At 70.2% G+C, this 4,969-nt stretch carries 7 protein-coding genes; 1 reads left to right on the forward strand and 6 read right to left on the reverse strand.

All coding sequences use genetic code 11. The annotated features are described in order from the left end of the window. Positions 1-14: 14 nt before the first annotated feature. Entirely contained in the window at positions 15-503 is a 489-nt protein-coding gene (locus LOY02_RS10765; RefSeq protein WP_317182356.1) for a DUF1801 domain-containing protein, read from the reverse strand. 114 nt (positions 504-617) lie between these two features. After that, the gene (locus LOY02_RS10770; protein WP_317182357.1) at positions 618-1,877 is read right to left on the reverse strand and encodes an MFS transporter; all 1,260 of its coding nucleotides are present in this window, start codon (positions 1,875-1,877) and stop codon (positions 618-620) included. A 108-nt stretch (positions 1,878-1,985) separates the two neighbouring features. Between LOY02_RS10770 and LOY02_RS10775 the strand changes: the two genes are divergently transcribed. Then, on the forward strand, positions 1,986-2,795 hold the full coding sequence (locus LOY02_RS10775; protein ID WP_317182358.1) for a tyrosine-protein phosphatase: 810 nt from the start codon (positions 1,986-1,988) through the stop codon (positions 2,793-2,795). Positions 2,796-2,834: 39 nt separating this feature from the next. Here LOY02_RS10775 and LOY02_RS10780 read toward each other — a convergent pair whose 3' ends face one another. From LOY02_RS10780 to LOY02_RS10795, 4 genes are all read right to left on the reverse strand, one after another. Beyond that, positions 2,835-3,290: a hotdog fold domain-containing protein gene (locus tag LOY02_RS10780; RefSeq protein WP_317182359.1), complete on the reverse strand. Its 456-nt coding sequence runs from the start codon at positions 3,288-3,290 to the stop codon at positions 2,835-2,837. A 135-nt stretch (positions 3,291-3,425) separates the two neighbouring features. Continuing rightward, positions 3,426-3,836: a VOC family protein gene (locus LOY02_RS10785; protein ID WP_317182360.1), complete on the reverse strand. Its 411-nt coding sequence runs from the start codon at positions 3,834-3,836 to the stop codon at positions 3,426-3,428. Between the two features lie 66 nt (positions 3,837-3,902). Further along, on the reverse strand, positions 3,903-4,742 hold the full coding sequence (locus LOY02_RS10790) for a helix-turn-helix domain-containing protein (RefSeq protein ID WP_317182361.1): 840 nt from the start codon (positions 4,740-4,742) through the stop codon (positions 3,903-3,905). 83 nt (positions 4,743-4,825) lie between these two features. Then, a partial coding sequence (locus tag LOY02_RS10795) for a hypothetical protein (RefSeq protein WP_317182362.1) occupies positions 4,826-4,969 on the reverse strand: 144 nt, incomplete at its 5' end.

A 4,969-nucleotide genomic window follows, 5' to 3' on the forward strand; every position in this document is an offset into this window, starting at 1 on the left:
GCGAAGGGGCCGGGTCAGCCCACCGCCTGCCTGACGAGCGCAGCGATCCGCTTCTCGACCGCCGTCGTCACCTTCGTGACGGCGAAGGCGGTCGGCCACATGTCGCCGTCGTCGAGGGTCGCCGGATCGTTGAAGCCGAGCGTCGAGTACCGCGCCTTGAACTTCTGGGCATCCTGGAAGAAGCACACGACCTTGCCGTCCTTGGCGTAGGCGGGCATGCCGTACCAGAGCCGCGGCGCGAGCTCCGGCGCGGTGGACGTGATGACCTCATGGATCCGCCCAGCCATGCTGCGGTCAGGCTCGGCCATCTCGGCGATCTTCGCGAGAACCTCGCTCGTCCCGTCGGCCTTGCCGGTCTTGCCGGCCCGGCCCTTGCTCGCCCTCACTTCGGCTGCGCGCTCCTTGATGGCCGCGCGCTCCTCCGCGGTGAAGGCCTCTGCGGTGTCGGCCTTCGAGGCCGTGGCCCTCGACGCCTTTGCCCTGCCGGTCGTGGTGTCCGTCATGATGGTGCCCCTCCGTGAGTCTCGGTTGCGTGACTCCAATCTTCGGGCAGCACCGGGTGCGGCGCTTCTCCGAAACTGACCGTCTCGCAACCACCGCCGGGCTCGGCCCCGGGGTCAGCCCGAGTGCGTGGTCACGCCGTAGCGCTCCCGCGATGCCAGGGCCCACCGCGCGGCCGGCACGCTGAGGAGGGCGGTCGCGACCATGATTCCGGCGAGCATGAGCCAGCCGCGTTGGCCCTGCTCGACGCAGAAGAAGGCCACGACCGGTGGACCGATGACGGAAATGAGCGAGTAGCCGAGGCCGGCGAAGCCCTGGTACTGGCCCTGCCTCTCGTGCGGTGCAAGCCCGAGCTGGAGGCCCCACTGTCCCCCGGAGCCGATCATCTCCCCGACGACGTGGACGAGCGAGCCCGCGACGAGTGCCGCGATGGCCACCCAGTAGCTGCCGCTCCCTGCGGCTGCGACGACGGCGAATCCTGCGGCGATCCAGAGAGATCCGCGGACGAGCGCCCTGGCGCCCGCCGTCACCGAGTCGGTGCGGCGCGAGAGTCGCACCTGGAAGAGCGCCACCATGGCGGTGTTGAGGATGAGGAGCACTGCGACCATGACGGTGGGCGCCTCGGTGTGCTCCGAGATGTAGAGCGCGAGGCCGATCTCCATGACGATGAAGTGCAGCGCGTAGAACCCGGTCAGGGCGGTGATGACGACGTAGGGCCAGTCGCGCAGCACCGCGAGGCGCGGCTCTCCGGCCCGGCGCTGGTGCGGGGGCAGATGGGGTAGCCGCCGGGTGTTCCAGGCCGCGAAGGCAGTGAAGACGGCATTGAGGAAGAAGACGCCGACATAGGCCGGCACGGTGTCGACGACGAGGGCGAGACCCCCGAAGACGGATCCCAGGCCGATGGCGGAGTTGGTCACGGCGCGTAGGTAGGCCTTGAAGAGCACCCCTCGTCCACCGGTGGCGAGCTGCGCGATCACACCCTGGTTGACCGCACCCGCCCCCCTCTCGAAGAGAGCGAGCACACCGAGGAGGACGGCGAGCGCCCACGGCGACCTCGCGAACACGGGAGGTGCGCTGAAGACGGCGGCGCCCGTCATGAAGGCGGTGAGCACCTCCCGCGGACCCCTGGTGTCGGCGAGATGACCGGCAGGCACCTGCACGGCGATTCCGACGATCGCCGCGACCGACATGGCGAGGGCGACCTCGGTCGCGCTGAAGCCGACCTGCCTCGTGAAGTAGAGCGCACTCGTCGTGAGCACTGCCCCTGCCCCGAACCGGTTGGCGAACTGTCCGAGCGCGAGGACACGAAGGTCGCGATCGATGGGAATACCTCGCCGGGTGAGCCGGTCCTCACGCACTGTGTCCGTTGTCGTCATCGACACCCCCTGTGTCAACCCGATATCTTGATATCAAGATATCTGGTTGGCACCATCCCGACGCAAATCATTTATGGGCCCGTCACCGGCATCGCATATCGTCGTCTGGTGCACCAACCCAGCTGGATCGAGCTCACCGGCGTCGTCAACATGCGCGACCTCGGCGGCGTGCCGACGGCGAGTGGCGACGTCGTCCGCCACCGTCGGCTCCTCCGGTCGGACAACCTTCAGGACCTCCCCGCTTCATCCGTCGCGACCCTGCTGCAGGAGTTCCGCGTCACGGACGTCATCGACCTGCGGACCCACGTCGAGGTTGCCCGGGAGGGGGACGGCCCCCTTCGCGCGACGAGCGTGCGCCACCACCACCTGACGCTCTATCGGGAGGACAGCGACGAGTCGGGGATCCCGGCCGCCGAGCGGGTCCTCCCCTGGGAGCGGGACGAGGCCGAGGCGCTGCGTGAGCGGCCCGAGGCACATCGTCCGAGCCACGACGAGTTCTGGTCCGAGCACTACCTGTCGTTCCTCTCGACCCGCCCCGACTCGGTGCTCTCCGCCCTGCACGCCATCGCCGGGAGCGAGGGCGCCGCCATCGTCCACTGCGCAGCGGGCAAGGACCGCACCGGGACCATCGTCGGGCTCGCGCTGAAGATCGTCGACGTGCCCGACGAGGTCGTCATCGCCGACTACGCCGCCTCGGCACAGCGGGTGGAGGCCATCCTCGACCGGCTGCGGCGCAGGCCCGCCTACGCCGAGAACCTCAAGCACAAGACCGTGGCGCAGCAGTCGCCGAGGAGCGACACGATGCGGATGCTCCTCGGCACCCTCGAGGCCCGGCACGGTGGGGTGCACGGGTGGCTCGCCACGCACGGCTGGACCCGGACCGACACCGAGAGAATGCGGCGCAAGCTCCTTGAATGACCTTTCCCTGGCTCGCCGCCCCGCCTGCCCGGCGGGTCGTCACCGGGGAGTGACGTAGAGGTGGATGGTCCCCTCGACGGTCACGGTGCCGTCCGCGCGGACGGCTGAGACGCGCACGGGGACGTCACTGCGGCCGTCCCACTGCTCAGGATCGGTCTCCGCCGTGCAGGTCAGGTCGGTCGTCGACTTGGCGAGGTAGCGCACCTCCATGCCGCGAGGTATCCACCGGTGGGTGGGCGGAACGCTCGCCTCGGCGAGCAGCCCCATCGCCGCCTCGAGGCCGTTGCAGGCAGCGATGGCATGCACCGTGCCGATGTGGTTGAGCACGGCCCGGCGCTTCGGGACGACGACGCTGGCCCGGTTGGGAGCGACGCTGACAACCCGAGGGCTGATCGAGCGGAAGTAGGGCGCGGCCCTGCTGAAGCCGAGCGCGAAGATCCTCTTGCCCAGCGGGACGGACTCCAGGCGGCGGTAGAGGGCGTAGGTGTCGGCCATGGCGACATGCTACCCGTGAGTAACTAGCGGTTGGGTCGCCCCGCCCGTGACCGAGCCTCAGCGGACCGTGAAGTTCTTGGTGTCGACGGCGGGACCGGGCCCCTCCGCGCCTCCCGAGGGGTCGTCCGTCGCGAGCTATTCGCCGGCGTAGGTGCCGAAGCTCCACCGGTTCCCCTCGGCATCGGCGACCGAGAAGCCGCTCGAGCCGTAGTCCGTGTCCTCCATGGGCCGCAGCACCCGCGCCCCGAGCGCCTGGGCGCGCTCCCACACGGATTCCGGGTCGTCGACGACGACGTAGACGGACGACCCGCCCCGCGGGGTCCCGAACATGTCGTCCTCCTTCTCTCGCGAGTGGACCATGACCCGGCCCCCTTCCGGCCAGACCATCTCGCTGTGGGTGACGACGCCGTCGTCGGCGACGAGGATGCCCTCCTCGAAGCCGAGGGCCCGCAGCCACTCCCGGGCGGCCATGGCGTCGTCGTAGCTGATTCCCGACCAGATGTTGTGGTCGGTCCTGGTGCTGGTTCCCTGTGTCTGAGTAGCCATGCAGACACGCTCGCAGATGGCGACGGTGGCAGTCTTGGACGAAAGCGCACTCGGGCGCCGGTCGGATCAGACCGTATGCCGCTGCGCTGAGTCGGTCGCGCGGGCGCCGTTCGCGAGGGCGTCCTGCCGCCGCCATCGCGCCGGCGAGGTCCCGGCCAGCGCGACCCAGTCCCTCGTCAGGTGCGCCTGGTCGGTGTAGCCGCACGCCACGGCGACCTGCGCCAGCGGCGTCGACGCTGCTGCCACGAGGGGGACCGACCGCTCGAACCGGCTCACCTTCGCGACCGTCTTCGGCGTCAGGCCGAACTCGGCGCCGAACCGTTGCTGCAGGTGACGCATCGACCACCCGACGCGCGCGGCGACGTCCCGGATCGGGACCGCACCGCCCGTGCGGCGGATGACCCGCCAGGCCTCGGCCACCTCGGGTGCCGGTGACTCCCCCGAACGCCCGAGTCGCCTGATGAGCAGCTGCTCGACGAGCTCGAGACGACGCTGCCACGAGTCCGTCGCGTGGAGCTGCTCGCGCAGGCGGTCGGCCTCCCGACCGAGCACGTCGCCGAGCTCGAAGGACCCGTCCGTGAGCTCGGCGGTCCGGCACCCGAAGAGCATCCGGGCTGCTCCGGGCCGCAGGCCGAGCTGCACGCCGTGCTGGGTGCCGTCGTGGTGGATGAGGGTGGGTTCCGCCGACAGCCCGGCCAGCACGGACCCGTACGCGCGCCGTCCGCCGCGCGGGTCTGACAAGGTCAGCGGGTCGTCAAGGGGGATGACGAGCGTCAGCGAGCCCGACGGCATACCGACATGGACCCCCGCCGGGAAACCGGTGAGCCGGTAGCCCACGGCATGCTCCACCCACGGCGCGAGGACCGGGCTCACGGCGTGCTCGAAGCGCTCGGCACGGGGCTGCACGTCTCCACGCTACGACGCGGACCCCTGCCGTGGGCACCCCGTGGTGAAACCCGGGGCGGCGCGCATCCTCGTGGGTGGTGCGGCTACTTCTTCGCCTTCTCGCCGCCGCCGTCGCTCGAGAGCGCCGCGATGAAGGCCTCCTGGGGGACCTCCACCCGGCCCACCATCTTCATCCGCTTCTTGCCCTCCTTCTGCTTCTCGAGCAGCTTGCGCTTGCGGCTGATGTC

This window comes from Intrasporangium sp., from assembly GCF_032907665.1.
Taxonomy (GTDB): domain Bacteria; phylum Actinomycetota; class Actinomycetes; order Actinomycetales; family Dermatophilaceae; genus Intrasporangium.

Coding starts and splice junctions, on each gene's coding strand:
- LOY02_RS10785 (WP_317182360.1), bottom strand. CDS start 3,836: ATGGCTACTCAGACACAGGGAACCAGCACCAGGACCGACCACAACATC.
- LOY02_RS10765 (WP_317182356.1), bottom strand. CDS start 503: ATGACGGACACCACGACCGGCAGGGCAAAGGCGTCGAGGGCCACGGCC.
- LOY02_RS10780 (WP_317182359.1), bottom strand. CDS start 3,290: ATGGCCGACACCTACGCCCTCTACCGCCGCCTGGAGTCCGTCCCGCTG.
- LOY02_RS10770 (WP_317182357.1), bottom strand. CDS start 1,877: ATGACGACAACGGACACAGTGCGTGAGGACCGGCTCACCCGGCGAGGT.